Annotated in this window: 24 protein-coding genes and 1 riboswitch; of the genes, 4 read left to right on the top strand and 20 right to left on the bottom strand. The window is 42.0% G+C overall.

The annotated features are described in order from the left end of the window. From aroE to ACOXXR_RS03730, 3 genes are read right to left on the bottom strand one after another with little or no spacing between them, the layout of a single operon-like run. Positions 1-876 carry a shikimate dehydrogenase gene (gene aroE / locus ACOXXR_RS03740; RefSeq protein WP_342992007.1) on the bottom strand — a complete coding sequence of 292 codons (876 nt, stop codon included), beginning with the start codon at positions 874-876 and terminating at the stop codon, positions 1-3. Then, positions 866-1,543 (bottom strand): type I 3-dehydroquinate dehydratase, encoded by a 678-nt coding sequence (aroD, locus tag ACOXXR_RS03735; RefSeq protein WP_048716962.1) that lies wholly within the window; start codon positions 1,541-1,543, stop codon positions 866-868. Before aroD ends, aroE begins: the two co-directional genes overlap by 11 nt. Further along, the gene (locus tag ACOXXR_RS03730) at positions 1,540-2,703 is read right to left on the bottom strand and encodes a class I SAM-dependent rRNA methyltransferase (protein WP_445278759.1); all 1,164 of its coding nucleotides are present in this window, start codon (positions 2,701-2,703) and stop codon (positions 1,540-1,542) included. Before ACOXXR_RS03730 ends, aroD begins: the two co-directional genes overlap by 4 nt. 242 nt (positions 2,704-2,945) lie before the next feature. On the opposite strand from ACOXXR_RS03730, the gene ACOXXR_RS03725 reads away from it, so the two are divergent. After that, entirely contained in the window at positions 2,946-5,132 is a 2,187-nt protein-coding gene (locus ACOXXR_RS03725) for an LTA synthase family protein (RefSeq protein ID WP_445278758.1), read from the top strand. A gap of 475 nt (positions 5,133-5,607) precedes the next feature. On the opposite strand, the gene pulA is transcribed toward ACOXXR_RS03725, so the two are convergent. The 4 genes from pulA to ACOXXR_RS03705 form a co-directional block, all read right to left on the bottom strand. Further along, a complete protein-coding gene (gene pulA / locus ACOXXR_RS03720; protein ID WP_445278757.1) occupies positions 5,608-7,905 on the bottom strand; it encodes a type I pullulanase in 2,298 nt (765 codons plus the stop codon). 76 nt (positions 7,906-7,981) lie between these two features. Continuing rightward, a complete protein-coding gene (locus ACOXXR_RS03715; RefSeq protein WP_414282206.1) occupies positions 7,982-8,950 on the bottom strand; it encodes a diacylglycerol kinase family lipid kinase in 969 nt (322 codons plus the stop codon). Positions 8,951-8,958: 8 nt separating this feature from the next. Beyond that, on the bottom strand, positions 8,959-10,917 hold the full coding sequence (gene ligA, locus ACOXXR_RS03710) for an NAD-dependent DNA ligase LigA (protein WP_445278756.1): 1,959 nt from the start codon (positions 10,915-10,917) through the stop codon (positions 8,959-8,961). Between the two features lie 290 nt (positions 10,918-11,207). Beyond that, a complete protein-coding gene (locus ACOXXR_RS03705; protein WP_048716949.1) occupies positions 11,208-11,717 on the bottom strand; it encodes a QueT transporter family protein in 510 nt (169 codons plus the stop codon). Continuing rightward, a riboswitch (PreQ1 riboswitch) is annotated at positions 11,715-11,851 on the bottom strand. It overlaps the preceding gene by 3 nt. A gap of 28 nt (positions 11,852-11,879) precedes the next feature. Between ACOXXR_RS03705 and ACOXXR_RS03700 the strand changes: the two genes are divergently transcribed. Beyond that, positions 11,880-12,317 carry a GtrA family protein gene (locus ACOXXR_RS03700; RefSeq protein ID WP_287515929.1) on the top strand — a complete coding sequence of 146 codons (438 nt, stop codon included), beginning with the start codon at positions 11,880-11,882 and terminating at the stop codon, positions 12,315-12,317. A 55-nt stretch (positions 12,318-12,372) separates the two neighbouring features. Here the strand turns inward: ACOXXR_RS03700 and ACOXXR_RS03695 are convergent, their stop codons facing one another. From ACOXXR_RS03695 to ACOXXR_RS03635, 13 genes are all read right to left on the bottom strand, one after another. Beyond that, entirely contained in the window at positions 12,373-13,080 is a 708-nt protein-coding gene (locus ACOXXR_RS03695) for a B3/B4 domain-containing protein (RefSeq protein WP_414293495.1), read from the bottom strand. Further along, a complete protein-coding gene (locus ACOXXR_RS03690; RefSeq protein ID WP_287515927.1) occupies positions 13,077-13,541 on the bottom strand; it encodes a MarR family winged helix-turn-helix transcriptional regulator in 465 nt (154 codons plus the stop codon). The genes ACOXXR_RS03695 and ACOXXR_RS03690 overlap by 4 nt, the downstream gene beginning before the upstream one ends. 116 nt (positions 13,542-13,657) lie before the next feature. After that, complete coding sequence (locus tag ACOXXR_RS03685) at positions 13,658-14,626, bottom strand: YihY/virulence factor BrkB family protein (RefSeq protein WP_006596065.1); 969 nt, start codon at positions 14,624-14,626, stop codon at positions 13,658-13,660. A gap of 88 nt (positions 14,627-14,714) precedes the next feature. Beyond that, positions 14,715-15,575 carry a methionyl aminopeptidase gene (locus ACOXXR_RS03680; protein WP_287515926.1) on the bottom strand — a complete coding sequence of 287 codons (861 nt, stop codon included), beginning with the start codon at positions 15,573-15,575 and terminating at the stop codon, positions 14,715-14,717. 18 nt (positions 15,576-15,593) lie between these two features. Then, a complete protein-coding gene (gene spxR, locus ACOXXR_RS03675; protein WP_006596063.1) occupies positions 15,594-16,871 on the bottom strand; it encodes a CBS-HotDog domain-containing transcription factor SpxR in 1,278 nt (425 codons plus the stop codon). Further along, on the bottom strand, positions 16,864-17,415 hold the full coding sequence (locus ACOXXR_RS03670; RefSeq protein WP_048688090.1) for a GNAT family N-acetyltransferase: 552 nt from the start codon (positions 17,413-17,415) through the stop codon (positions 16,864-16,866). The genes spxR and ACOXXR_RS03670 overlap by 8 nt, the downstream gene beginning before the upstream one ends. A 12-nt stretch (positions 17,416-17,427) precedes the next feature. Then, complete coding sequence (locus ACOXXR_RS03665) at positions 17,428-18,690, bottom strand: UDP-N-acetylglucosamine 1-carboxyvinyltransferase (protein WP_445278755.1); 1,263 nt, start codon at positions 18,688-18,690, stop codon at positions 17,428-17,430. Positions 18,691-18,928: 238 nt separating this feature from the next. Beyond that, a complete protein-coding gene (gene copZ, locus ACOXXR_RS03660; RefSeq protein WP_445278754.1) occupies positions 18,929-19,135 on the bottom strand; it encodes a copper chaperone CopZ in 207 nt (68 codons plus the stop codon). A 48-nt stretch (positions 19,136-19,183) separates the two neighbouring features. Further along, positions 19,184-21,412: a heavy metal translocating P-type ATPase gene (locus tag ACOXXR_RS03655; RefSeq protein WP_445278753.1), complete on the bottom strand. Its 2,229-nt coding sequence runs from the start codon at positions 21,410-21,412 to the stop codon at positions 19,184-19,186. Next, positions 21,409-21,843 carry a CopY/TcrY family copper transport repressor gene (locus ACOXXR_RS03650; protein WP_287515919.1) on the bottom strand — a complete coding sequence of 145 codons (435 nt, stop codon included), beginning with the start codon at positions 21,841-21,843 and terminating at the stop codon, positions 21,409-21,411. The genes ACOXXR_RS03655 and ACOXXR_RS03650 overlap by 4 nt, the downstream gene beginning before the upstream one ends. A 307-nt stretch (positions 21,844-22,150) precedes the next feature. Continuing rightward, positions 22,151-23,341 carry a methionine adenosyltransferase gene (metK, locus tag ACOXXR_RS03645; protein WP_287515917.1) on the bottom strand — a complete coding sequence of 397 codons (1,191 nt, stop codon included), beginning with the start codon at positions 23,339-23,341 and terminating at the stop codon, positions 22,151-22,153. Between the two features lie 208 nt (positions 23,342-23,549). After that, positions 23,550-24,086 (bottom strand): hypothetical protein, encoded by a 537-nt coding sequence (locus ACOXXR_RS03640; protein ID WP_445278752.1) that lies wholly within the window; start codon positions 24,084-24,086, stop codon positions 23,550-23,552. A 192-nt stretch (positions 24,087-24,278) separates the two neighbouring features. Next, positions 24,279-24,728 (bottom strand): hypothetical protein, encoded by a 450-nt coding sequence (locus tag ACOXXR_RS03635; RefSeq protein WP_445278751.1) that lies wholly within the window; start codon positions 24,726-24,728, stop codon positions 24,279-24,281. Positions 24,729-25,415: 687 nt separating this feature from the next. Between ACOXXR_RS03635 and ACOXXR_RS03630 the strand changes: the two genes are divergently transcribed. Both ACOXXR_RS03630 and ACOXXR_RS03625 read left to right on the top strand, forming a co-directional pair. Beyond that, a complete protein-coding gene (locus ACOXXR_RS03630; RefSeq protein ID WP_343093716.1) occupies positions 25,416-26,063 on the top strand; it encodes an amino acid ABC transporter permease in 648 nt (215 codons plus the stop codon). Then, the gene (locus ACOXXR_RS03625; protein WP_343093717.1) at positions 26,056-26,733 is read left to right on the top strand and encodes an amino acid ABC transporter permease; all 678 of its coding nucleotides are present in this window, start codon (positions 26,056-26,058) and stop codon (positions 26,731-26,733) included. The genes ACOXXR_RS03630 and ACOXXR_RS03625 overlap by 8 nt, the downstream gene beginning before the upstream one ends. Position 26,734 lies beyond the last annotated feature (1 nt).

The following is a 26,734-nucleotide window of genomic DNA, read 5'->3' as shown; positions in this document are numbered from 1 at the left end:
TCATTTTTCTAATACATAATCTGGGTATTCCAATTTCAAAGCTTGCCAGACTTCCTCTTCCGGGAAAGTTTTATCCGTCATCAGTTCGAAGGCAACGGCAGCTTGTTGGAAGAGCATTCCCAAGCCATTTAAGGTTTTTGCCCCTTGTTCTTCTGCTAATTGAAGAAATGGTGTCTTGGCAGGAAAATAAGCTAAATCAGCCACTAGACAACCTTTAGGAAAGATAAAGTCTTTCGGAATAGGGAGAGAAGACCCGTCCATTCCTATTCCTGTAGCATTGATCAATAAATCGGTCCCCTCTATCGTTGCATTTAACTGATCCCGACTGGATAAGTCATGAAGGACAATTGAAACAGCAAGAGCTTCAGATAGTGGAGCAAAGATAGCCTGATACTTATCTAAGCTTTCGGGACGAACAAATAAATGAATCTCGCCAACTCCTTGCCGACTGGCCTCTACAACAATAGCAGTCGCAGCACCACCTGCTCCTAAAAGGACAAGTTTCTTATTCTTTATCGAAAAAGTCTTGGGGAGACTCTTTAGAAAACCAAGTCCGTCTGTGTTGTAGCCTGTTAAACGACCATCTTTCTGAACAACCGTATTGACCGAACCAATAAGTTGTGCACTTCCATCTACCTGATCTAAAAATGGCAAGACCTTTTTCTTGTAAGGCATGGAAATATTAGCGCCCAACATATCTAGTACCCGTAACTGTTGAAGACTTTGTTCGACTTGTTCTTCTTCCACTTCCCAAGCAAGATAGACTGCATTGGTCGCGGTTAGTTGGTAAGCTTGATTGTGAATAAAGGGTGAGATACTATGACGAATGGGCTTAGCAATCACAGCCGCCATTCGCGTATAGCCATCAATCTTCATCTAAGATCTCCCGAATCTTGTGCATGCTGGACAAGCTAATTTGTCCTGGTGCACTTTCCACTCCTACACTAGCATAGGACCAAACAGAACCAGTTAAATCGGCAGCAATGCGAGAGATTCGGCCGATTTTCCCCATAGAAATGGTAACGAACTCTTGTTCTGGATTTAGCGTCTTAAAACCACGTGTATAGTTCATTAGATCCAGAACATCCTGCTCGGTATGAGCCATTACAGATACCTTGACCAATTTCGGTGTAAAGCTGGTTAACTCTGACATAATTTCCATCATATTTTCAGGGGTTTCCTGAAAATTATGGTAGCTTAAGCAAAGATTGGAATAATCCATCATCTGGTTAAACTCGGCCTGATGACCAAAGTACTCAAAATCGACATAATCCGGATGGTAGATGTTGTTGATATCATGGATAAGAGCTACGTACTCTTCGCCAGAAAGCTCAATTTCTCCTCCCTGCTCCCGAGTCCGTAGCGTAAATAAAATTTCACGGCCTGCAAATTTCTCAAAGATGGCAGGCGCCACTTGTAAGATATCATTTTTGTCTAAATAATCCGCACGCCATTCAATGACATCTGCATCCTGATAACGACTGGCATCAATGGCCTGTGCTTCTTCAAAATTTCTTGGCATTACAGAAACGACTAATTTCATTGATCCACCTTAATTGTAAAAACTTTCAAGTAATTACTACTTTCTTCCCTTTCATTGTATTGAAAATCAGCTGGAAGTCCTACTTCACTGATATAGTGATGCTTTTGGCCTTTGAAGCCCTTTTCAATTTCTTTCTTAAATTTATCCCGACTGACATTGGCAGCATTCGTACTAGCAATCAAAATACCTTTTGGTTTCAAGATCTCTAGGGACTGCTCGATTAGTTTGTGGTAATCCTTCGCAACTGAGAAAGTTCGCTTCTTATTGCGAGCAAAACTCGGAGGATCTAGAACGATCACATCATAAGTCAAGCCATGACGCTTAGCATACTTATAATAATCAAAAACATCCATGACGATAAAGCGGTGCTGGTCCAATGCTAGACCGTTTGCCACAAAATGGGCTTCAGAGAGTTCACGACTCCGCTTGGCCAGATCAACAGAGGTTGTTTCTACTGCTCCTCCCATAGCCGCTGCTACCGAAAAAGCCGCTGTGTAAGAAAACATATTGAGCAAGCTTTTACCTGCAGCTAAGCCATCTACTAAGCTAGCACGCACATCGTGTTGGTCTAAGAAAATCCCTGACATCAAGCCATCATTCAGAAAGACTTGGTAGCGAACACCATTTTCCAAAATCAAAAAATGCTCTGGAGCTTCTTGACCAAAAAGATGGGCTGACTCATAACCTGGATCCTTGAAACGGATTTTTTCATATCCTCCCAAGACCTCTGGAAAGACTTCTTGAAAAGCCGCAACAAGCAGCTCTCTGATTTGATAAACAAAGGCATTGTAGATGGAAAAGACGGCATAATCTCCATAGAGATCAATGGTCAAGCCACCAAATCCGTCGCCTTCTTGATTAAAAATTCTAAAAGCTGTATCCAATTCCGACTGATAGTAAGACTGACGCTTGGACTTAGCTTTAGCAAATAGCTGACTAAAGTAAGCCTGATCCAAGGTGATTTTCTTGGTGGAAATGACCCAACCAAGACCCTTGTTTTGCTCTGAAAGATAGCCTGTCCCTAGAAAATGACCTGAAGCTGTGACCAGCTCAACCACCTCATTGTCAAAGGGGAATTGACCAAAGTCAATCTTTTCTAAAATCTTATAACCTTTATGGATTTTCTTCTCAACTTGTCGGTTAATTGTCAGCTTTTTCATACTCTCTATTGTATCAAAATTTTCAAAAATTCACAAAGTCTCCTAGTGAAAAAACCGATAACAATCGAGTGTCCCATGTCTTTTTAAACATTCTCCCTCTTTTTGTTTAGTAATGAAAGACAAATCTCAATCTTATACTTTCTGTCGCCTTTAATCTGCTTGCTTTATTTTCAAAACGTTTTAAATTATGGTATACTGTTGTAAGAAAATTTTTAGGAAATAAGGCAAGGAAGTATATTTTTGTGAAAAAAATTACCAAAACGATACTCGATGCTATGAGTACCAGACTAGGATTTGTCTTTACCCTACTGTTGCTTTATTGGTTTAAAACCATGTGGGCCTATACAGTAGACTTTAATTTAGATATTCAAGGCTTCTATCAGGTTTTTCTTGCAGTCATTAACCCGATACCCTTAAGCCTCTTATTGATTGGTCTCGCTTTTTATATTAAAAGAACCAAACTCTTTTATTTGCTATCTTTTAGCATCTATGTCATTTTATTTATCTGGTTGATTTCCAACTCGATTTATTATCGTGAGTTTACAGACTTCGTAACGGTTAATACCATGCTGGCCTCTAGTAAGGTTTCCGCCGGTCTTGGAGCTGCAGCCTTAGAATTATTCCGTCCCTGGGATATTATCTATGTGTTAGACTTCCCGATTCTAGCTTTCCTCTTCTTAAAGAAATTGGTCAAACTAGATCACCGTCCCTTTAACAAACGGGCAAGTTTTGCAGTGACTTCGCTCTCTGCTATGCTCTTCTCGGCCAACCTTTTCTTGGCAGAGATTGACCGTCCGGAATTGTTAACGCGTGGCTTCTCCAACTACTATGTGGTTCGTGCGCTTGGTTTACCTGCCTTTTTGGGTTACAGTGCCAACCAGACTTACATGGCCAATAAAGAACGATCAAAGGCTTCTGAGGTTGACTTGAAGCCAGTTGAAGAGTATGTTGCTAGCCATTATGCTCAACCAAACCCTGAAACCTTTGGTCTTGCTAAAGGTCGTAATGTTATCTATATCCACTTGGAAAGCTTCCAACAATTCTTGATCGACTATAAATTGAAAGTCGATGGCAAAGAATACGAAGTGACCCCTTTTATCAACTCGCTCTACCATTCAAACGAAACCTTTGCATTTGCCAATGTCTTCAACCAGGTAAAAGCTGGTAAAACATCGGATGCAGAGACCATGATTGAAACGGGCTTGTTCGGTTTGAACCAAGGTTCCTTTATGGTGAACTACGGTGGGACCAATACTCAGCAAGCAGCTCCTTTCATTCTTTCTAAGAATGGCTACCAATCCAGTGCAGTTTTCCACGGAAATGCCGGAAGCTTCTGGAACCGTAATACAGCTTACAAACAATGGGGCTACCATTACTTCTTTGATGCCTCCTATTTTACCAAGCAAGATGATACCAACTCCTTCCAGTATGGACTTAATGATAAGATCATGTTGAAGGATTCCATCAAGTACTTGGAACACATGCAACAACCGTTTTATACTAAGTTCATTACCGTTTCCAACCACTATCCTTATACGACGAGTCTGATTGGGGACGAAATCGGCTTCCCTCTTGCAGAGACGCAAGATGAAACCATTAATGGCTATTTTGCAACAGCCAACTACTTGGATGCTTCCATCAAGGCCTTCTTCGATTATCTTAAAGCTTCTGGTCTTTATGAGAACTCCATTATTGTTCTGTACGGGGACCACTACGGTATTTCTAATTCTCGAAATCCAGCTCTGGCTCCTTTGCTAGATAAGAACTCTGAAACTTGGTCAAGTTATGACAATGCCATGTTGCAACGTGTACCGTATATGGTGGTCATTCCTGGTATGAACAAGGGAAAAGTCATTGAGACCTATGGTGGAGAGATTGATATGCTTCCAACATTGGAACACTTGTTAGGCATTGATTCTAAGAACTTCCTTCAAGTTGGTCAAGACTTGTTATCTCCAAATCATAGCCAAATCGTAGCTTTCCGTTCTGCTAACTACTTTGTGACTCCTGAGTATACAAGTTACAGTGGCCGAACCTATTACACCAAGACTGGTGAAGAAATCACCAATCCAGACGAATCAACGAAAGAGCAACTGGATAAAATCCGTGAGGCAGCGAATCTACAACTCAAGATTAGTGATAGTATCCAAACAGGAGACCTCTTACGATTCTATACAGGAAATAATCTTGGAAAAGTCAACCCAGATGACTACTCCTACAATAACTCGATGAAAGCATTGAAGAAAATTGAAAAAGAAAAAGGGGATGCCTCAACCAGCCTCTATAGCCAAAGAGGCAATCAATCAACCGTTGATCTCTTCAAAGCGCCAAGCTATAAGGAACTACACCCTGAACAGTTCAGTTCATCTTCTTCAAGTGAAGATTCCAGCTCAAGTAGCTCAAGCTCATCTTCATCAGAAAAAAAATAAGATTGGGACCTCCCAATCTTATTTTTGAATATAGACAAACTGTTTTTACTTTAAGGAAGCTGGACTGTTTTTCAAAAAACACTTCTATTACCTTGGATTATTAAAGCAAATCTAAAACTTTCCGCTGCGAGAAAAGTACTTGAAACATAGTGTTTCAAGTACTCGGGAGTTTTGAAACTTTAGGTTCAAAACTAAGTCTTGGAACTTCCTGGATTGCTGAAATCATCCACTGGATAATTTCACCTAACCTCCGTACTCACCTAAGGAAAGTTTTTAAGAGGGCATTATCTTCTATTTGAAATAAGATTGGGACAAAAGTCCTAGCCTCTCAATTATTTTTGGATTGTCGAGCAAGACGCAGTGGTTGAGTGGGCTCTACTACGCTGATTTCATCAGCTTTTACAGCCCTACTCAACTGTGCGGAGGTGGGACGACGAAATCGAATTCTAACGAATTACCGATTTCTGTCCCACTCTCATTTCTTCCATTCAAAGACAGATGCTGTTAAATTCTCTACATAGAATGGACGTTTGTTTCGGCTATTTCCAACAAGGAGCTCAAGATGATTTGCGTTCTGGAGATAGAATGGTAGTCCACTGGTGTTAAAGATAACATAATAGTGTTTATCCCAGGTCAATTCAAAGACCACAACACCACTACCCATATCGGCAGTATGTACAAAGACATGTTGATAAATCTCCTCATAAGATTCGAGGGACAAGGCAGGTAGGGTCTTCTTCAAATGGATGATTTGACGAACATATTCGATTGTATCCTTGTTGACAGATACTAAATCCCAATTGACTTGGTTGACGGCATCAGGCGCATTATAAGAATTCATAGCCCGTTCTCGATCTTCCTGTGTCACTTCGCCATCTTCGCCCGTTGCAACTAGTTTGGTTCGTAGGAACTCTTGTCCAAGCTGCATAAAGGCCATCCCTTGGAAGAGGAGATTCATGGCTGTCGCCATTTCTACCTGCTTCTTAATTTTTTCATGAGAATCATTTGGATGGACATAAGAAAGTAAATCATAGAGGTTATAGTTATCATGGGATTCTACATAGTTGAGGACCTGACTTGGGGTTAAGAAAGATCCCAACTCTGCACTTCCAAGTACGGAGCGCGCAATGATATCTTCTGTAGACTTCCGACTGACATACCCACGTTTGATGGATCCGAAGACTTCAGCTCCCTTTATGGCATCTCGAGAGGTATCATTAAAGAAACCGACTTGGGCCATTTGATAAGCATTGTCCTTTTTGGCCTTATCTTCTGGAGCCAATCCTGTCCCCATATCCCAACCTTCTCCATAAAGGAGAATCCGTGGATCAATCGCGTCCATGGCTTCACGGATTTCATTCATAGTATCCACATCGTGAATCCCCATTAAGTCAAAGCGGAAACCATCAATCTTATATTCTGTTACCCAATACGTCAAGGAATCAATCATGAATTTGCGGTACATCTCATGCTCACTGGCCGTCTCATTCCCAACTCCTGTACCATTTTGGAAGGATCCATTTGGATTCATCCGGTAGTAATAATCAGGAACAGTTGTTTGGAAAGCTCCATCTTCTGTCGAATAGATATGATTATAGACCACATCCATGACTACCGAAATACCCGCTTCATGATAGGCGTGTATCATTTCTTTTAACTCGCGCATGGTGGTCTTAGGATCGTGAGGTTTGGTCGAGTAACTAGTCTCTGGAGCAGAGTAATTCTGCACATCATAGCCCCAATTGTAGAGGACATTCCCGTCTTCATCATAGGTCTTATAGCGGTCGGTCACTGGTTGCAGTTGAACTACATTGACCCCTAATTCCTTGATATAGTCAAAGGCTGTGGCATCCCCTTGGGCGTTCTTTGTCCCAGTCTGGTGAGCTCCTCGGTAGGTTCCTCGATAGGCTTCATCCACACCGGAAGTTGGAGAGATGGTCAAATCCCGGACGTGCATTTCATAGACAACCGCCTGACAAGGATTATCCAGACGCCAGTCAGCCTTTTCATAAGCTTCTGACTGAAAGGCGGGGAAGATGCAATCCTGATGAGAAAGAATGGCAGATTTTTTACCATTTTCACTGGTAGCGATCGTATAAGGATCACGCGCAACCTCTGTATGGTAATCAAAATAAACCTTATACTGATAGGCTAGTCCACTGAGGTTTCCCATGACATCTGCATACCAGACACCACAGTTATTGCGAACATGGTCGCTAGATTCTCTCTGACCACGAACCATTGGGACAACCTTCCAGACCTTGCTGTCATTGGCGACAGAATCATAGATAAGAAGGTCTACTTTATTGGCAGTAGGTGCCCAAAGTTTAAAGCGGTAATCATCATCTTGCTGGCGATATCCCAACCAACCCTGATAGCCCCATTTGGCATCAAATTCCTGGTAATGAGTCGCCATATCAAAAGCGTGTGGCTTCCGACGGCTGTATTCATGACTGGTCATTGCAGCCTGCAAGGAATAATAAACGGTGTCATCTCCTTGAATCAACCAGACTTCCCGCACTTTCCCTTCTGGCAAAAGCTCAATATGGTATTCATCCGACTGACTAAGCCAGTTTCCTTCCTTGATGATGACATGGCCAATGTGTTGAGGTGTCTCACAGTTATAAACTAGGAGCCCCTCAACTCCAAAATAATCGAGCTTGGAGAAGGAGACTTCCTCTCCCCATACTCCTTCATGCCACTTCCACATATCACGGGCAAAATAGTCACCTACGGGATGATGGTAGTGGATTTTTACTTGATACTGATGCATCGTATTGTATTTCCTATTTCCTAATTAACTAAGTAAGAAGAAACTGGCATTGCCCACTCTCAGCAATATGTCTCCATTATTCTTCTGATTTGTATTCTGAATGGACCAAGGCATCGTCATTAATTTCATCGATGTTGGCGAAAAATTCTAAGTGATTGTGAAAGACTTCCAGTTCTACTGGCGTATCGCCACCATATTCACCATCTAAATTGATTTTAAACTCTTCCTTGTTGTCCAAAACTTCAATCTTCAATTTAGAAGTCTTGAGGTATTCAATATTTGAATCGTTGACGTGTTTTCCACCATTAACGGCTTGCATAATGAGGGACAACATATCAAATAATTTAGCGGTTTTCACTAAAATCAAGGTGAAATTCCCATCATCAAGTTTAGCATCTGGTGCCACACTTTCAAAGCCGCCGATTGAATTGGTCAAAGCCACGAAGACAAGCGAAACTGGTCCAACATAGACCCCATTGTCGTGCTCAATCCGCACCTTGCGGGTTTTATTCTTAGGGAACTTCTTCACTGCCTCCGCTACATAAGCAAAGTAGCCATAGCGCGACTTCACCTCACTCGGCACACTAAAGGTCAATTCAGACAAAGTCCCTGCAGCGGCAATATTGATAAAATATTTACTTCCGTAAGCACGTCCGATATCCATCTGAATGGTTTGATTCTTCTCAATGATCCGTGCAGCTGCAACTGGGTCTCCCATCGGAATCTTCAGAGCACGTGCGTAATCATTGGTTGTACCAGTAGGTATAAAAGCCATCTTTGGACGGTGTTCGAGGCTAGCAACCCCATTGACCACCTCATTAATGGTCCCATCTCCTCCAGCAGCAACGATCAAATCAAAACCGGCTTTTGCAGCTCGCTCTGCTTCTAACTGGGCTGATAAGGGCTCAGGAGTGGTCTGATAGGCACTTGTTTCGTAGCCTACATCCTCTAACACATCCAAGACTTCTGCGATGTTCTTTTTAATGATTTCCTGACCAGAAGTCGGATTATATATCACTCGTGCTTTTTTCATCTTATTTTCCATACATGCCTCTATAAACTTTCAAGCCAGGCTTCATCCTGTATTTCAATCGATAATTCCTGCGCTTTGCTTAATTTACTTCCCGCATCGCTACCTGCAACTAATAGGTCTGTTTTCTTAGACACGGAGCCTGTAACTTTAGCCCCTAAGGCTTCTAATTTAGCCTTAGCTTCCGAACGTGTCAGACGTTCCAGTTTACCGGTTAAGACAACTGTTTTACCAGACAATGGTGCATCTGCCGCAACCTTTTGACCTAGGTAATCTAAGTTTACCCCAGCATCCTTAAGCTCTTCTAAAAGAAGTTGAGAACCTTCTAAAGCAAAGTAACGCTTGAGACTTTCTGCAACCACCATTCCTAAACTGTCTATCGCCGCAATCTTTTCAACCTCTGCCTCTGCTAAGGCTGGAATGGAATGGAATTCCTGGAGCAAGAGCTGGCTAGCCTTACTTCCCACATGACGAATTCCCAGTCCAAACAATAGTTTTTCAGCAGAATTTCCCTTTGATGACTGGATCGCATCTACTAATTTTTGAGCAGATTTTTCTTTAAAGCCATCCAATTGTAAGAGATCATCCACGGTCAAGCGATAAATACCTGCTACATCTTGAACCAGTTCTTTAGCAAACAGTTTTTCAACCACTGCTGGCCCCAAGCCTGTAATGTTCATGGCATCACGGCTGGCAAAGTGGGCGAGTCCTTCTTTTATTTGAGCCGGACAGCGAGGATTGATACAACGCAAGGCCACTTCATCTTCAAAATGAAGGAGCTCGCTCTGACAACTCGGACAGTGACTCGGAATCTCTAATCTTTCTTCCGATACTCGTTTATCCATGACAACTCGCAAGACAGCTGGGATAATGTCCCCGGCCTTATAAACAATGACCGTATCATCTTTGCGAATATCTTTCTCAGCAATGTAATCCACATTATGGAGGGTAGCTCGACTGACCGTCGTACCTGCTAACTGAACTGGCGTCAAATTAGCCGTTGGTGTCACCACTCCTGTCCGACCGACTGTCCAATCAACTGACAAGAGTTTCGCTTCTTTCTCCTCAGCTGGGAATTTGTAAGCCACTGCCCATTTTGGAGCCTTGACGGTAAAGCCAAGTTCTTCTTGGACAGCCAAGTCATTCACCTTAATCACGACCCCATCGATATCATAAGGAAGTTGGTCGCGCATGGCTGCCACTTCTTGAATATAGGCCCAGACTTGCTCGATACTAGTCGCTGTCTTGTGATGAGGATTGACAACAAAACCGAGACGGTTTAATTTGGCTAATACCTTCTCTTGGGTCGCTTGATCAGTAGGACTAGCTTCCTGGTAGAGGAAGGTCGCGAGCTTGCGCTCTGCAACAATCTTTGTGTCCAACTGTCTAAGAGTACCGGCTGCCGCATTTCGAGGATTCGCAAACTCTGCCTCTCCATTTTCTTGGCGGGACAAATTTACGGCATCAAAAGACGCACGGGGCATATAACATTCTCCTCGAACGGTTAAGGTAAGAGGTTCCGGTAAGACTAGAGGAATATCGCGAACTCGCTTGAGGTTTTCTGTGATATTTTCTCCAATGCTCCCATCCCCCCGTGTAGCACCCGTTTCAAGAACACCATCGACATAAGAAAGTGAAATAGATAGGCCATCTATTTTTAACTCACATACATAGGTGACAGATGGAAATTCCTTACGAACCCGTTGGTCAAAGGCCACCAATTCTTCATAGGAGAAGGCGTCCTGTAAGCTATAAAGCGGGTAAGTATGCTGGTATTTTTCAAATCCTTTGAGAATAGTTCCTCCGACCCGATGGGTTGGACTATTGGGTTGGACCAATTCTGGATGAGCTTCCTCTAACGCAACCAGTTCCCGATAAAGCTGGTCGTACTCATAATCTGATACGGAAGGAGCATCTTTTGTATAATATTCTTCTGCATATTTGTTTAATAAGTTTACTAACTCTTTTATTCTGGTTTCCATATCTCTATTCTACCATAAAAACGCTTTACTGTGGCCTTTCTGACTACTTCACATGCGAAAAAATATCGTTTTTCAAAAGAGATCGGAATCGGTCTGGACATCAAAAAAGAGGCTGGGACAAAAGTCCTAGCCTCTCAATTGTCTTTGGATTATCGAGCAAGACGCAGTTGTTGAGTGGGCTCTACTACGCTAATTTCATCAGCTTTTACAGCCCTACTCAACTGTGCGGAGGTGGGACGACGAAATCGTATTCTAACGAATTTCCGATTTCTGTCCCACTCTCTAGTGAATTATTGAGTCAAATCAATTCGTTGGGCAATCTTTTTGATCAAAATAGCTCCGACAATCAGGGAAGCAAATTCACCCAAACCAGTTGTCAACCAATTCAAGAAGAATGGTGTTTTGTTTAGAATATGCAATTCTAGGGCAATCGTGAACATAGAGAGGGCAAAGAAAATTGAGAATAAGAAATGGTCCTTGCGAATCCATCCATTAAAGAGATCTGTCTTTTCATAGCGTTTAAAAAGATAGACTCCAAGTGTAACGAAGACCAAGGTAGATCCACCACCAACGATCACGTCGACGATTCCATAACTCAAGAAGTTAGAAATCATACACCCAATGGTAACGGACCAAATGTATTTCCGATTGTAGAAAGCCATGAAGTTGAGCATTTCAGAAACACGAAATTGGATCTCGTTGCTTCCGATGGCATTCAACGGGGGCGTAATGGTCAAGGCCACATAGAGAGCTGCAACTAAGGCAATCTGTGCCAAGTCACGAACAGTATAGTTTTTCATCGTTTTCTCCTTTAGCGGTTTTCCCGCGTCTAATATGCTTGGTGAAAGAAGCTAAGCACCAAGGGTTGATTTTTGCTAATGAAGTTCATCTGAACGAGTTGCATTCAACAAATCAACTTTATAAGTATAGCACAAATAAGGGAATTATGATAGACTAATTGTATGAAAAAACTAGTCCATCGAATCTTTGATAATGAAATCTTAGCCTACCTGATTTTTGGTGTTGCTACAACGATTGTTTCTGTTGCTACTCGGCTGATTGTTTTCCAACTGACAGACCAGGAACAACTAGCTACCTTGATTGGAAATATTTCAGGAATACTTTTTGCCTTTGCTACCAATGATACTATTGTCTTTAAACAAGAAAGAAAAGGCTGGTTGAAACGGTTAATTGTCTTCTCTTTTGCTAGAATGGGGACACTGGTGCTGGACCTCCTGATGACTACCATCTTTGTAACCCAGTATCCACAAATCATCGGTCAGTTCGTTAATATGAATCGGACGGCTATCAATACCATCGAAACCTTTGCCGCCCAATTTATGATTGTCATTTTGAACTATGTTTTCAGTAAACTATTTGTCTTCCGAAATAAGAGATGACATCTCATTATACACAGAAAAACCGTCAGAACTCTTATGGCTCTGACGGTATTTTTTATACTTCCAGACTAGCTTCTTGGGCGCTCAAATAAGAGATTTTTCCTTCCACACCAAAATAGTCCTTGACCAAGCCTTTTAATTCGTCCATCGCTTCTTTGGCCCGTTCTGCTTGCTCTTCAGTCACTGCCTCCATCACAAGAATAGCCTGTCGCGTTTCTTCTGTCAGCATGGTTCTTTGGGCTTCCCGCCAGTTTAAACAACGGCAAACAGCTCCCTCTTGATCATAATAGATAATCTCTTCCGGCAAAGCTGGAGCATCCTCCTCCGCTCCTAGCGGGAAGAATGGCTCTCCCCCCTTGGCTTTTCCTAAAGATAAGCCTCCAGCTATCTTTTCCATATCCTCACCACCACAGGGGATAGCATAGGCTAGCGAAACACTATTGTAGAGATCAACCAAAGGATTAATGGGATAAAACTCCCGTCCTTGCGACACACGTTTCAATAAGGCTTCGATTGACGAACGTGCACCTTTTTTGGTCTTAAATTTAGTAAAAGCCTGACGCCATTCCTGAACGACTGGACTAGCAGTGAACTGATCTTCATCAATATATTCTTTTGATCGTACGATTCCCTTGTCGAGCAGATCCTTAAAATAAGGATCCTTGCTCTCGTCAACATGATTGTCGATACCTTCTACTGTCATCACCACTACTTGTGCTTGGGGAAACAAGTCCCAAAATGCTTGATCTACTGTAACTTTCATTTCTTTTCCTCACTATAATTTCTTTTTCGACCTTTTTTCACTAGCTCCCAATCCGCTGCAACATTTTTACTCATTTTAGCAAGCCATTCTTCTAGTTGAAGGATTTCTGGCTTTGAAAATCCCTTTAAGGCAGTCTTCTCAGAATAAGCATGCTCAGCAAGGATAAAAGGATAAAGCGCTTGTCCCTTTTCCGTTAGAATCCATTTTTTTATCTTTTGATTGGAAGAATCAGTTAATTCTCGGATGAGACCTTTATCAGCTAATTTTTTAACAGAGCGGGCTACTGTTGAGCGATCCACTTTTAATAAATCGGATAACTCCTCTTGAATGATCCCTGGTTGCTCCCCGATCCGTACTAAATATAGGTATTGACCTCTTGCCAGATCCAAATCTCGGAACTCAATATTGGCAATCGAATCTAAGGCTCGGGCTATGATGCCAATCTCTCTTAGAACCTTCATCTGTTCCTCCTTTCTTTATGAATGATTCTATCATATTTTTATTGCAAATGCAACAAAAATAACAACCAGAAAAAAGCCGGCTGAAAACCGGCTTGCTCCTATTTTATTCTTTAACATCAGTCCTGTTTTTTTCTCAAGTTTTTAAGATGGAAACGACGCTTGAGAGAAGCTTCCTTTTGGTGAAAAGCTACCTTAGAAGACTTGTACTTGGCTACCACATCCCCATCTTTTGTTTCAAATCTCGCTTCAATCGCATATTGAATACTAGCATTTAAGATACAGCCAATAATCAACACCTTAGCTACCAGGATAAACCAGAACATAATGATTGCTAAAAGGACTGACCCGAAGAAACGAGCATCTAGGAAACTCGTGATGTAGTGATCAACATATTTCCAGAAAATATTCAAGGTCAAATAAAGGACTGCTGTCACAAAGATGGCTCCTGGAAAGACATAGCGAAACTTAGGAATTTTGATATTGGGTAGGGTGTAATAGAGCAAGAGCAAGGTTAAAAAGAGAAGGAAGTAAACCGAAGGTCCTGAAATATTTAAGAGACGAAGGTAGATACTTTCATCAAACTTAAAAATCTCATAGACAGAACGAATAATCATCCGGCCAAACATGGTCAAAACCAGAGATAGACCAAACAGACCTTGCAGAGCAAAACTAATCAAAATACTGAAGATTCTCGACCAGATAATCCCCCTCTCCTTCTCCACTCCATAACTTTTATTGAAGGCTCTCTGCAGGTAAGCGATACACTGTGAGGAGACCCATAAAGCCGAAATGATGGAGAAACTCAGTAAACCAGTAGACGGCTTAGTAAGCACTGATGAAATCACTTGCAAGACAATGCGGTACATGGAGGCAGGTAATACTTCACGCAAGGTCAGCAAAATCTGAGTCGGACGAATCTGAAAGTAAGGGAGAATATTGGCTGCAATCAACAATAAAGGGAGAATGGAAATCAATAAATAATAGGCCACTGCTATACTTGTGATGTCCGATTCAGAGGCCATATAAAAGCGCAAGAACCCCTTTATAAACGGTCGTTGGCCTAGCCATTTTAGAAACTTTTTCATATCTTTCCTCCCCTAAACAAAGTCATAAAAAGAGAAAAGAGCGAAACCGTTATTTATCTTCAGCTCCATTCTTTCCTCTCTACTTATTTTAATAGGTTCCTTCTTCGCCTTGACTGGTCAAAATAACCGGTCCATCTTTAGTAATAACAAACTGATGTTCGTACTGACAAGAAAGTCCACCGTCAAGGGTTTTGTGGGCCCAACCTGTCTTCATATCGGTATCGATTTCCCAAGTTCCGGTATTAATCATTGGTTCAATGGTGAGTACCATCCCTTCACGTAAGCGCAAGCCACGTCCTGCACGTCCGTAATGAGGCACCATTGGTTCTTCATGCATAGTTGGTCCTACACCGTGACCGACCAAATCGCGTACTACACCATAACCTTTGCTTTCAGCATATTCTTGAATGGCAGCTCCGATATCACCTAGACGATTTCCGACAACCGCTTGTTCAATCCCCCTATAGAGACATTCTTTGGTGACATCCATGAGATCTTTGACTTCTTGGGAAACATTCCCAACTGCATAGGCCCAACAAGAATCAGCCAAACCACCAGAGTAGTTTTCTGTATACTTTTTCACCTGTGCGACATTATCAAAGTCTAATTTTGAGACATCAACAACAGACTTCTCTAAGGGTTCAGACAAGACCATATCCACCTTTAAGAGATCACCGTCTTTTAAGACATAGTGGCGAGGAAAGGCGTGAGCCACTTCATCATTGATCCCACAACATGTCGCATAGGGATAGTCCATCAAGCTTCCTTCTACACCAATCTGAAGGGGCAAGACATTGGCTTCTTTACAGCGACGTCGAACATACTCTTCTACTTCCCAAAGATCGAGACCTGGTTTGATCAAATCCCGAAGGCCAATATGGATACTAGCAAGAAAGTCTCCTGCACGGTCCATGGCTTCGATTTCACGCTGTGATTTCAATGTAATCATCTATTTCCTACTTCCATTCTAATTAATTTTCAAAGTGACGGTGGCCTTCGTAACTAACTGTAAATTCAAATACAAATCAAAATCTATAATAGCCGATCGTCTAGTCTGTCGGACAATACGCGTTTCAATCCGCAAGGTATCGTCCACTTGAACAGCTTGGAGGTAATAGACCAAGAGCTGTTCGATAATTAAATTTTTTCCAGAATTCATCATGAGCTGGCGAGTGACTGTTGTGAGAACTTCAGTGAGAACACCATTCGAGAGAACACCACTCTTTTCTAACATACTTGGTTCAACCGTCAATTCAAAATGATTGGCTTGAAGAACCACTTTTTGACTGATTTGTTCACTAAAGGTTGGCAAGCCCGACAATTGCTCCTTGCTCATCCGGTCCATGACCGCACGACGAGTAATAACCCCTAATAGGGTCTGATTGCTGCGAATAACAGGAATCATCTCAAAATCTTCTGCAATCATGCGTTGACTGACATTGGCGATACTAGAGGATAGGTTTGTCGTAAAGACGCTACGGGACATGACCTTGTCCAGAGTTGTCTGGGGCGTCTTGTCTCCAGCATCTCGCATGGTCACCACTCCAACAACCATCTGGTGTTGATTGACGACAGGAAAACGACTAAACCGGCTCTTTCTTACCAAATCTAAATAGTCACGTACGGTATCTGTTTCCCGTAAAAAGCCGTATTCATGCATGGGCGAATAGACTTGTTCGACCGTTAAAATATCCGTTTTAATTTGCATGTTGGCGAGAGCACGGTTGATCATGGTCGCAACAGTATAGGTATCATGCTTGGTACGTAGGATAGGAGTTTGACCACTGCGACCCAGTTCCAAAATAGAAGGATCGACGTCAAAACCACCAGTTACAAGAACAGCATTGTCGTGTTGGAGGGCCAGACGCTGGATATTGGTCCGGTCTCCCACAATGAGGAGTCCACCTTCAGAGACATAATCTAAAATATGCTCTTCTGTCATGGCCCCGATATAAAACTTGTTGAACTCTCGTTCCAGCCCTTCTTTCCCTGCCAAGACTTCCGAACCGGTAATTTCTACAATCTCTCGGAAAGTCAGATGTTCTAGGACAGCCTTTTTGGACTTGACACGAACTGTCCCACTACGAGGTCTCGTTTCAACAATTCCACGATTTTCAGCTTCTTTAATGGCCCGATAGGCGGTCCCATCACTCACCTGCAAATAATTCGAGATACTTCTCACACTGACACGTTTGCCAATGGGTAGTTTCTCCAAATAATCTAAAATCGCTTGGTGTTTACTCATTGAGATCTCCTCTATCTATGCAGAACTCGTAATAATCCCGCATCTTTCGGGTATAGCGGTCACTCCCCTTGAATTGCCGTTTCAAACTATAACCGGCATGTAAAGCCACCTGTTGACTGGCTATATTTTCAACATGGGTAATGATTCGGACTTGTTTGAGATGAAATTCCTGAAAGGACAAGAAGGTAATCTCTTTGACAACCTCTGTCATGAGGCCTTGACCCCAATAGTCCTTGTGTAAGAAATAACCAAGTTCTGCTTCTTTCTTAATTTCATCCAACTTTTCAAACTTAATCGATCCAATCACACGGTCTGTTCCCTTGTCACAAATCGCCCATATTCCTAAAGGATTCTTTAGAAAATAATTCGCCAAGACATACTGGCATTCCTCTAGGGACGTTTGTGCTGGGAAAATAAAAGGCAAATTCTCTGGATTGGAGGATATGGTATAAAAGTCAGCGGCATCACTATATAGAAAGGGCCTCAAGAAGAGGCGCTCTGTTTCAAAACATGAAAATGCTGCTAGTTGCGTCCAAATGTTCATAAAAATCGTTCGTTATGCTTCATCAATCAGCTCGATGTCAGCTCCCAATTGTTGCAATTTTTCAATAATATGCGAATAGCCACGAAGGATAAACTCAATATTGGTAATTTCCGTTCTACCCTGAGCCATCAAACCAGCAATCACCAAGGCAGCTCCTGCACGCAAGTCTGTCGCCTTAACTGGAGCTCCTGTTAATTGGTTTGGTCCTTGGTAAACAATGCGATCACCAACTGTTTCAATGGTCGCTCCCATGCGCATCAGTTCAGCCACATGGTTGACCCGCTTTTGATAAATGGTATCTACGATGCTTCCCTTTCCATTAGCTGTCAAGAGCAATGGAGTCAAGGGTTGTTGCAAATCAGTTGCAAATCCAGGGTAAGGAGAGGTTTTAATGTGAACAGCTTTCAGATTTTCTTGCTTTTCAACAAACACACTATCCTCAGAAATGGTCATCCGAACACCCATTTCTTCCAGCTTAGCGATAAAGCTTTCCAAGTGTTCATAAAGGACATTGTTGATTTGAATCCCTTCTCCAACAGCTGCAGCAAGGGCGATATAAGTCCCTGCTTCGATGCGATCGGGGATCACTTGGTGACGCGTCCCGTGGAGATAGTCTACTCCTTCAATGGTAATGATATCTGTACCCGCACCACGAATGTGTGCTCCCATATTATTGAGAAGGGTCACGACGTCAATGATCTCAGGTTCACGAGCAGCGTTTTCAATAACGGTACGACCTTCCGCTTTAACAGCCGCTAGAATGGTATTGATAGTTGCTCCAACACTAACCGTATCCATATAGATGGCCGCCCCACGAAGACGCTGTCCATTTGTGGAAAGGTTCATACTCGAACCATCCATGGTCATCTTAGCACCCATCGCCTCAAAGGCTTTTAAATGCAGATCAATGGGGCGTGGACCTAAATCACATCCACCTGGTAGACCCACAGTTGCCCGGCCATAACGTCCCAAAAGACTTCCGTAGAAATAGTAAGAAGCTCGAAGACTGTTGATCTTTCCAAATGGCATTGGCATATCTTGTACACCACGCGGATCGATAATAAGAGTCTCCCCATCTCGCTCCACTTTTGCTCCCATGAGGGTCATAATGTCAATCAAGCTAGCCACATCTGATATATCTGGAACACCATCAAGGGTCACAATTTCGTCTGCTAAAATAGTTGCTGGAATGAGGGCCACCACACTATTTTTTGCACCACTAATGGTCACCTCACCTTTTAATGGGCGACCACCATTAATTATAATTTTTTTCATGTAAATTTGTATAAGCTCTTTCAATCATTCGGTAAAAAATTACCGCATCTATTATATCATAAAAACGCTTCATTTTCCACTACTTCTTATCTTTTGATCGGTCCATCCAATCCTTAGAAAACCTCAACTATATGTTTTACTATTTTTTTATATTTTTGCTTGCAAACCTAATTTATTTATGTGTTCTCTTGTTGTTTTTTTAAAAAAGGCAGCCCTTTTCGGACCGCCTTTCCTGACTTTATTTCACTTCATTTCCTAATTCATATTTACTGCCTTTTAAAGCTCGTCTCAAAGACCATTTCCAAGGTTTCCCTTCAATGGTTACTTGTTTTTTCTCTAAATCAACTTTTACTTCTTCCACACCTTTTACTGCGGATAATTTTTCAGTGACAGCATTGGCACAACCTTGGCATTTCATTCCAGTAATTTCGTATGTTTTTGACATAATTATTTTCCTTTCTTTTACTCGAGGAGGTAACTTTTCTCCTAGTTCTTACAATTTTTTTCTCTTTAATCTGAGAGCATTCAGTACAACCGATACTGAACTAAAACTCATGGCTAGACCTGCTAACATCGGGTTTAAGAGCGGGCCACCAAAGAGATAGAGAAGCCCCATCGCCACCGGAATGGCTAAAACATTGTAGATAAAGGCCCAGAACAAGTTTTCCTTGATGGTCTTAATCGTGTAACGACTAATTTCCAAGGCTCGGACAACATCCATCAATTGCGGTTTCATGACGACGATATCGGCACTTTCCATAGCGATATCTGTCCCAGATCCCATGGCAATCCCGATATCCGCAGTTGCAAGAGCTGGTGCATCGTTGATTCCATCTCCCACCATGATCACAGACTTGCCTTCTGCTTGCAAATCTTGGATCACCCGTGATTTTTCTTGAGGAAGGACTTGACTAATGACCTGCTGGATTCCAGCCTTCTTGGCAATAGCCTTAGCGGTCCGTTCATTATCCCCAGTCAGCATGATGACCTTCTTGCCCATTTTTTCTAGGCTAGCAACCATTTCTAAACTATCTTCCTTGATCCGGTCTGCTACCCCAAAAAGGGCCATGAGTTGTCCATTTTCAGCTAAGAAAATCGGGGTTTGCCCATCCTGAGTTAAGTCTTCCAAGTCAGCCTTGGCAAGATGAATATCGATCCCTTCCTCATCCATGAGCGTTTGATTCCCAGCCAGATAAACCTTCCCACCATAGTTAGCAGTGAGGCCCCTTCCTGTTAGACTAGAGAAGTTTTCCATCTCTAATAAGTCTATATGCTCTTCTTTCGCAGCATCCAAAATAGCTTGTCCTAGTGGATGTTCGGACTTGGCTTCCAGAGAAGCTAGGACTTGTAAGGCATGGTTCGTTTGACCATAGGTATAGGAAGAAGACAACTGAGGTTTACCTTGAGTGATGGTCCCCGTTTTATCGAAGACCAAGACTTGCGCTTGGTGAGCTAACTCAAGGACATCCCCTCTCTTGTAGAGGATCCCATGCTCTGCTCCTAATCCTGTTCCCACCATAATGGCTGTCGGAGTCGCCAAGCCTAGAGCACATGGACAGGCAATGACCAAGACACTGATCGTTACCGTCATAGCAAAGGTGAAGGTTTGGCCCATGATGAAGTACCAAAAGAGGCCTGATAAGAGGGCAATCCCCATGACTACAGGGACAAAGACCCCTGCCACTTGATCCGCAATCTTGGCAATCGGTGCTTTGGTTTGTTGGGCATCTTCCACCAGCTGAATGATTTGTGCTAGTAAGGTATCCCGACCAACTTTCTCAGCCCGATAAACCAAACTACCTTGTCCATTAATGGAACCTGCGTAAACTTGACTGCCTTCAGTTTTTTGGATGGGGATAGATTCACCCGTCAGCATGCTTTCATCAATGGCTGATTGTCCGGAAACCACTTGACCATCAACGGCTATTTTTTCACCTGGTTTGACCAGGATCTGATCTCCAATGACCAAGTCTTCTACAGGTAGTTCCACTTCCTTTCCATCACGTAGGACCGTTGCCTCTTTAGCCGCCAGATGCATGAGCTTTTTGATAGCTTGAGAAGTACGCCCTTTTGATAATGTTTCAAAATACTTACCCAAAGTAATCAAGGTCAAAATCACGGCTACAGATTCAAAATAAAGCTGGTGCACGTGATGGTGGTGCCCAAGCAAAATGTGATAAGTCCCATAAAGACTATAAAGAAAGGCTGCACTAGTCGCTAGAGCTACCAAAGCATCCATATTGGGATGGCCTTTTACAAGAGTCCGGAAGCCATTTCGATAAAAGGCTCGTCCTAAGATCATCACAGGGATGGTCAAAGCCAAAAGTACAAGAGTATAAGCCACTGGTGCTTGATCAGGTGAAACAAATGCAGGTGCCGGTAGGCCAATCATGGGCCCCATTGCTAGATAAAAGAGAGGCAGGGTGAAGACGGAAGACCAAAAGAGGCGTTTTCGGATCAATTGTAGCTTGTCACCTTCTCGCTCTTCTTGGCTCTTAGCTGTATCTGGATTGTATACTACTGCCTCATAACCGGCGTCCGCTACTGCTTTTGAAATAGCCTCTGGACTCAAAGGTTCCCCCTGATATTCAACCGTCATTTTTTCAGTGGTTAGGTTCACTGTCGCTTTTTCAACACCCTCAAGATGGTTAACAGCTTTCTCCACATTGATCACACAGGATGCACAGGTCATCCCATTGATGACAAAAGTTTCTTCTTTCATTTATCTTCCTCCACATGACTGGCACAGTGACACTGGCCAGGTTGGCAATCACATTGAACCCGCTCCACGCTCACTTTGGATGCGATGATATCTTGCAAGTCCTTGATCTGTTCTTTCGTCATTGGTGTTTGCTGGATCAGTTCCCCCAATAATTGACTATGCTTGGTCAAGCAGATCTTGCTTAAAACTTCATTGACAGCTGTTAAATTGGCCTCTTCTTCATTAAGGACAGCCTGATACAAAAAGGTCCGACCTTCTCTTCGGCTCGTCAGATAGCCTTTATCTGCTAAGCGTCCCAAGAGGGTTTTTACCGTTGATGCGGACCAGTCCTGCTTGGTAGAAAGAATCTTAGTTATTTCTGTAGAAGTCGTTTCTCCCTTGGTCCAAAGGACTCTCATAACTTCCCATTCAGCACTTGAAATCTTTGCCATTCATTTTCCTTTCTATCTCCTATCATGGATGATTTATTTACATTTGTAGTTTTATTATACACCTTCTTTTTTCTTTGTCAATACTTTTGTTTACATTTGTAGATTTATTATCCAAAAAAGAGGCTGGGACAAAAGTCCTAGCCTCTTTTTTGTCTTTGGATTGTCGAGCAAGACACAGTGGTTGAGTGGGCTCTACTAGGCTGATTTCATCAGCTTTTAAAGCCCTACTCAACTATGCGGAAGTGGGACGACGAAATCGAATTCTTACGAATGACCGATTTCTGTCCCACTCTCTCTTTCTATCTACTTACTGAACTGCTTCTTTCAAGGCTTCTACCTTATCCAAGCGTTCCCATGGAAGATCAATATCCGTCCGTCCCATATGTCCATAAGCCGCTGTTTGACGGTAGATTGGACGTTTGAGGTCCAGCATTTGAATGATTCCTGCAGGACGAAGATCAAAGATTTGACGCGCTGCTTGTTCCAGCTTGCTTTCTGCTACTGTCCCTGTACCAAAGGTATCAATACGAACAGATACAGGGTGTGCGACACCGATTGCGTAAGCCAATTGCACTTCTGCCTTCTTAGCAAGACCTGCAGCCACAATATTTTTAGCAATGTAACGAGCTGCATAAGAAGCGGAACGGTCAACCTTAGTGGCATCTTTACCAGAGAAGGCACCACCACCGTGACGTGAGTAACCACCATAAGTATCTACGATGATCTTCCGACCAGTCAAGCCTGAGTCTCCTTGAGGACCTCCGATAACGAAACGACCGGTTGGATTGATGAAGAATTTAGTCTCATCATCCAGATAAGAAGCTGGAATCACTTCCTTGATCACCTTGTTAATCACATCCTCATGGATTTGTTCATTGCTCACTTCTGGATCGTGTTGTGTTGAAATAACGACGGTATCCACGCGCACTGGCTGGTCATTTTCATCATATTCAACCGTAACTTGTGATTTAGCATCTGGACGAAGGTAGCTAATTTCACCTGACTTACGAAGCTCTGCCAAACGACGAACCAACTTGTGGCTGAGTGAGATTGGCAATGGCATGAGTTCTTCCGTTTCATCCACCGCAAAACCAAACATGAGACCTTGGTCTCCAGCTCCAATCAAATCAAGTGGATCTTGATCCGCATTTCCACGAACTTCCAAGGCTTCATTAACCCCTTGGGCAATATCTGGAGATTGCTCTACCAAGGATGGATGAACTCCTACTGTTTCAGCTGAGAATCCATACTCGGTATTGGTATAGCCAATCTCTGCAATCGTATCACGTACCACACGGTTAATATCGACATAAGCTGTCGTTGAAATCTCACCAAAGACATGCACTGAACCAGTATAAACAGCTGTCTCAGCAGCCACGTGTGCTTCTGGATCCTGCTCTAAAATAGCATCCAAGATAGCATCTGAAATTTGGTCTGCAATCTTATCCGGATGCCCCTCAGATACAGATTCAGACGTGAAAAGTTTACGTTCTGACATAAAAAATGTCCCCCCTTAAAAAATATTCGTTATAGAGTTACAAAGAACTGGTAGGAAGAGCATTTGCAATCAGTCCTACCACCTTATCGGGACCATATAACACTTCATTATACCATAATTTCCCATAGAGCTTCTTTGTTTCTAAAAAGAAAAAGATATAGTTTCAAACTATATCTTTTTTTGTTAAACAGCTATCCAACACTTATCCTTACAATAGCAAGGTCCCTATTAATACAAGGACAGTTGAAATCATAGATGGAATTTGAATAGCTAACCAAGCTGGATCACCAGCAAAAAGCATGGAGGCAAAATAGAGAGCTACTGAAACAAATAGCATCGTCTTATTAGCCGTTTTTGTTCCAATACCAAGTAAGACTGTCGCAGCAATATAACAAGTAAGGTAATAGCCCAAAAAGATCAAAAAGACAATCGCCCATCCTCCCATTAACACAGCACTACCTATAAAAAGCATCAGTAAGCCCATGTTTACGAAAAATACAAGAGTTAGAAGGCCCCTATTAGGAACAGAATTTTCTGGGGCTTGTTCCGCCATTGGTGGCTGAGCAGAATTTTCTGGACCTTGATACGCCATTGGTGGCTGAGCAGGATTTTCTGGACTTTGCCCCATCATTGGTGGCTGAGCAGGATTTTCTGGACCTTCCCCCATCATTGGTGGCTGAACATTTTTTTCAGGCATTCCGTTTTTGTTTTGGTTTGTTTCACAATTTAGCTGTTGATCTGTCATAATTTTCTCCTGACATTTTTCTAAAATATTTTGCTTTTCTTAAAAAGCTGGAATTAACGATTTTCTATGTGATATTCACTGAATTCTTCCATGCATCTAATGACATTTTAAAAATATACAAGTTGATAGAATTTCTTGACTCGATAAGATCATTGATCAAGCAAATACTGATTTAAAAGAGTTTCTCCCTTCTTAATATCTCAATACTTCTTTAACTTCTTTCGCTAGGATTGTTCCAATTAAAACAAGAATAGCTAAAACTATCGGTGCAATTCGGAAAACTCCCCAGTCTGGATCATAAGCTAAAATAATGGACAGTATATAAAGTACGAAACTCGTATAGAGTAGCGTCTTATTTCCTTTCTCGATCCCTATTCTAAGAAAAATGGCCCCAATAGCAATACTTAATAAGTTTGGTCCTAGAAAAATTAAAATGAAAAGTCCCCAAGCATTACCCGAAAGTGCAAAGTAAGAGATAAACAATACAAGATAGATAATGGATAAGTAAAAGGCGACTGAAAGAAGAATGGAAGTAAATTTGATTTTTGTTGGATAATTCTGAATAGGTGCCGAATTAAAACCATCTCCACTTATCCTAATCCTATCTTTATTTTCTTCAACATTATTCTGCTGATCTGGCATAGCTTTCTCCTTTCCTTTTCTTATTATTTTATTTATGTTTTCTTTTAAAACAATTATACACTATTCCATTATTCTTTTATTATATCCATCTATTCAATACTATCTCTTAAAAACTAATTTCAAGAGGAAGCTTTAGCCTATCTAAACTACAAGTTCTCTTTATTCTTTATTTTATCCTTTTATCCCATAGAATTGCTCCTTGTAAAATGTCGAGGACCAAACAAACTGAGATAAACTGTAACGGAAGGATTGGATACCAGGTATGCTCTTTTCTAATCGAAGAACATCATCGTACCCGATCCATTTTCATTACCTGCTATCCAAACAGTCGAAATATAAAGAAAGGTTACAAAATAAATTAGCCCTGATACCATTTATTTCACTCCACTTTCAAAGTAAAGTATAAATTGATTTATTACCTCTCATTATACCACAATTTGTAACCGCTTCCTCCATGTTTTCTCGCTATATAAAAAAGATAGGATTTTACGCCCTATCTTCTATTTATACCCCATTTGATAATCTATTGCATCGGCTATGATGAGTGATAAATTTTATCTATCAGCTTGATAAATTTTCCATATTATTCAAATGTTTTTTTTCGTGTTACAATGTGACAGTATTATTTTCTAATCAGTAAGGTAGCATTTCTTTTTTCCTTGCTCATTAGAGAGGAGGAAATCATTTTTGGATTGGTCAATTGTTGAACAATACTTTCCACTCTATCAGCAGGCATTTATCTTGACCTTCCACATTGCTGTATGGGGGATTTTAGGTTCATTTCTTTTAGGATTGATTGTCAGTATCATCCGACATTATCGTCTACCGATTTTAAGTCAACTAGCTGGTTGTTACATCGAACTTTCTCGAAATACACCGCTCTTGATTCAGCTCTTCTTCCTCTACTTTGGCTTGCCAAGGATAGGAATCGTCCTTTCTTCAGAAGTCTGTGCAACCATTGGTCTCATCTTTTTAGGTGGTTCCTATATGGCTGAGTCCTTCCGAAGCGGTCTAGAAGCTGTCAGCCAAACCCAGCATGAAATCGGTCTCTCCATTGGACTAACACCCAGACAGGTCTTTCGCTATGTGATTCTACCGCAAGCGACCGCAGTGGCTCTGCCTTCCTTTAGTGCCAATGTCATTTTCCTGATTAAAGAGACCTCTGTATTCTCTGTAGTCGCTTTAGCTGACCTCATGTATGTCGCAAAAGATTTGATCGGACTCTATTACGAGACAGACATCGCCCTGACCATGTTGGTCATTGCCTATCTACTTCTCTTACTACCGATTTCACTTCTCTTTAGTTGGATAGAAAGGAGATTACGCCATGCATGATTCGGGAATCCAAGTACTCTTTCAGGGAAATAATCTCCTTCGAATACTCCAAGGCTTGGGCGTGACCATTGGGATTTCCATTATCTCTGTCTTCCTATCCATGATCCTTGGAACTTTACTCGGAATCGTGATGACTTCTCATTCAAAAGTCATTCGTCTGCTCACTCGCTTTTATCTGGAATTTATCCGGATCATGCCTCAGTTGGTCCTGCTCTTTATCGTATACTTCGGCTTGGCCCGCAACTTCAACATAAACATTTCTGGTGAAAGTTCAGCTATTATCGTCTTTACCCTTTGGGGAACGGCTGAGATGGGGGATTTAGTCCGAGGGGCCATCACTTCTCTTCCAAAACACCAGTTTGAAAGTGGACAAGCCTTAGGATTAAGCAAGGTCCAACTATACCGCTACATCATCATCCCACAGGTTCTCAGACGCTTGCTTCCGCAAGCTATTAACCTGATTACCCGTATGATAAAGACAACCTCCTTAGTGGTCCTCATCGGGGTTGTAGAAGTTACCAAGGTCGGCCAACAAATCATTGATAGCAACCGCCTGACCATCCCAACCGCTTCTTTTTGGATTTATGGAACCATTTTAGTCTTGTACTTTATTGTCTGCTTCCCTATTTCCAAATTAGCAGGACTGTTAGAAAACCACTGGAGGAATTAAT

It is taken from the genome of Streptococcus sp. KHUD_013 (assembly GCF_052588545.1).
This window is presented reverse-complemented; position numbering and strand designations above follow the sequence as displayed.

What these genes read in the sequence shown, in the direction of transcription:
- aroE (WP_342992007.1), bottom strand. Translation starts at nt 876, where the DNA reads ATGAAGATTGATGGCTATACGCGAATGGCGGCTGTGATTGCTAAGCCC.
- aroD (WP_048716962.1), bottom strand. Translation starts at nt 1,543, where the DNA reads ATGAAATTAGTCGTTTCTGTAATGCCAAGAAATTTTGAAGAAGCACAG.
- ACOXXR_RS03730 (WP_445278759.1), bottom strand. Translation starts at nt 2,703, where the DNA reads ATGAAAAAGCTGACAATTAACCGACAAGTTGAGAAGAAAATCCATAAA.
- pulA (WP_445278757.1), bottom strand. Translation starts at nt 7,905, where the DNA reads ATGCATCAGTATCAAGTAAAAATCCACTACCATCATCCCGTAGGTGAC.
- ACOXXR_RS03715 (WP_414282206.1), bottom strand. Translation starts at nt 8,950, where the DNA reads ATGGAAAATAAGATGAAAAAAGCACGAGTGATATATAATCCGACTTCT.
- ligA (WP_445278756.1), bottom strand. Translation starts at nt 10,917, where the DNA reads ATGGAAACCAGAATAAAAGAGTTAGTAAACTTATTAAACAAATATGCA.
- ACOXXR_RS03705 (WP_048716949.1), bottom strand. Translation starts at nt 11,717, where the DNA reads ATGAAAAACTATACTGTTCGTGACTTGGCACAGATTGCCTTAGTTGCA.
- ACOXXR_RS03700 (WP_287515929.1), top strand. Translation starts at nt 11,880, where the DNA reads ATGAAAAAACTAGTCCATCGAATCTTTGATAATGAAATCTTAGCCTAC.
- ACOXXR_RS03695 (WP_414293495.1), bottom strand. Translation starts at nt 13,080, where the DNA reads ATGAAAGTTACAGTAGATCAAGCATTTTGGGACTTGTTTCCCCAAGCA.
- ACOXXR_RS03690 (WP_287515927.1), bottom strand. Translation starts at nt 13,541, where the DNA reads ATGAAGGTTCTAAGAGAGATTGGCATCATAGCCCGAGCCTTAGATTCG.
- ACOXXR_RS03685 (WP_006596065.1), bottom strand. Translation starts at nt 14,626, where the DNA reads ATGAAAAAGTTTCTAAAATGGCTAGGCCAACGACCGTTTATAAAGGGG.
- ACOXXR_RS03680 (WP_287515926.1), bottom strand. Translation starts at nt 15,575, where the DNA reads ATGATTACATTGAAATCACAGCGTGAAATCGAAGCCATGGACCGTGCA.
- spxR (WP_006596063.1), bottom strand. Translation starts at nt 16,871, where the DNA reads ATGAGTAAACACCAAGCGATTTTAGATTATTTGGAGAAACTACCCATT.
- ACOXXR_RS03670 (WP_048688090.1), bottom strand. Translation starts at nt 17,415, where the DNA reads ATGAACATTTGGACGCAACTAGCAGCATTTTCATGTTTTGAAACAGAG.
- ACOXXR_RS03665 (WP_445278755.1), bottom strand. Translation starts at nt 18,690, where the DNA reads ATGAAAAAAATTATAATTAATGGTGGTCGCCCATTAAAAGGTGAGGTG.
- copZ (WP_445278754.1), bottom strand. Translation starts at nt 19,135, where the DNA reads ATGTCAAAAACATACGAAATTACTGGAATGAAATGCCAAGGTTGTGCC.
- ACOXXR_RS03655 (WP_445278753.1), bottom strand. Translation starts at nt 21,412, where the DNA reads ATGAAAGAAGAAACTTTTGTCATCAATGGGATGACCTGTGCATCCTGT.
- ACOXXR_RS03650 (WP_287515919.1), bottom strand. Translation starts at nt 21,843, where the DNA reads ATGGCAAAGATTTCAAGTGCTGAATGGGAAGTTATGAGAGTCCTTTGG.
- metK (WP_287515917.1), bottom strand. Translation starts at nt 23,341, where the DNA reads ATGTCAGAACGTAAACTTTTCACGTCTGAATCTGTATCTGAGGGGCAT.
- ACOXXR_RS03640 (WP_445278752.1), bottom strand. Translation starts at nt 24,086, where the DNA reads ATGACAGATCAACAGCTAAATTGTGAAACAAACCAAAACAAAAACGGA.
- ACOXXR_RS03635 (WP_445278751.1), bottom strand. Translation starts at nt 24,728, where the DNA reads ATGCCAGATCAGCAGAATAATGTTGAAGAAAATAAAGATAGGATTAGG.
- ACOXXR_RS03625 (WP_343093717.1), top strand. Translation starts at nt 26,056, where the DNA reads ATGCATGATTCGGGAATCCAAGTACTCTTTCAGGGAAATAATCTCCTT.